General features: G+C 72.5%; 1 protein-coding gene and 1 pseudogene. Both read right to left on the bottom strand.

Annotated features, from left to right (window positions below):
- Positions 1-338, bottom strand: a pseudogene (locus EAO75_RS37885) (hypothetical protein); the annotation flags it as partial.
- Positions 338-800, bottom strand: a 463-nt coding sequence (locus tag EAO75_RS37880) for an AAA family ATPase (RefSeq protein WP_148000518.1), incomplete at its 5' end; no start/stop codon positions are given. The pseudogene EAO75_RS37885 and the gene EAO75_RS37880, both read right to left, overlap by 1 nt.

Raw genomic sequence — 800 nt, 5'->3', positions numbered from 1 at the left:
GCCGAGCACTTCATCCGCCAGGTGCAGCCCTGGACCTGTGCGGCGGCGCCGGTGCACGATCCGCGGACCGGGCGGGTGCTCGGCGCGGTGGACATCACCGGCGGTGACGGGTTGGTGATCGTGAGGGTGACGTCGGCCGTTTCGCCCAGGCGTGCGGACGTGTCGCCGGAGCGGGTCAGGCGCAGTTGTCGTACGGGTGCCGTCAGGGCGAAGTCGCAGGCGCATGCCGCGAGCAAGGGGGCGTTGACCGCGAGGATGCCTGTCCAACTGGGGTCCCAGATGCCTACGGGGAGGGAGCCCAGGGCCGCTAGTAGGGCGGCGCGTCCGGTGAGTGCCATCAGCGGGGGACGGGGACGTGGGCGAGGATCGCGTTGATCACGGAGTCCGCGGTGACGCCTTCCATCTCGGCCTCCGGGCGGAGCTGTACGCGGTGGCGGAGGGTGGGCAGGGCAAGGGCTTTCACGTCGTCGGGGATGACGTAGTCACGGCCGGTCAGCCAGGCCCAGGCGCGGGCGGTGGCGAGCAGGGCCGTGGCGCCGCGTGGGGAGACGCCCAGGGTGAGTGAGGGCGACTCGCGGGTGGCTCGGCAGATGTCGACGACGTAGGCCGTGATCTCGGGGGAGACCGTCGTCTTGGCCACGGCCGCGCGGGCCGCCTCGAGGTCCGCCGGCGTACGCCCCGTAGCAGGCCCGGCGGCGCGCAGGTCGCGTGGGTTGAAGCCCTCGGCGTGGCGGGTGAGGACGCTGATCTCGTCCTGGCGGGAGGGGAGGGGGATCGTGAGCTTGAGGAGGAAACGGTCC

Source organism: Streptomyces sp. UW30 (genome assembly GCF_008042075.1).
GTDB lineage: Bacteria > Actinomycetota > Actinomycetes > Streptomycetales > Streptomycetaceae > Streptomyces.
Note: the sequence above shows the minus strand (reverse complement) of the source record. Positions and strands in the feature narration are given on the sequence as shown.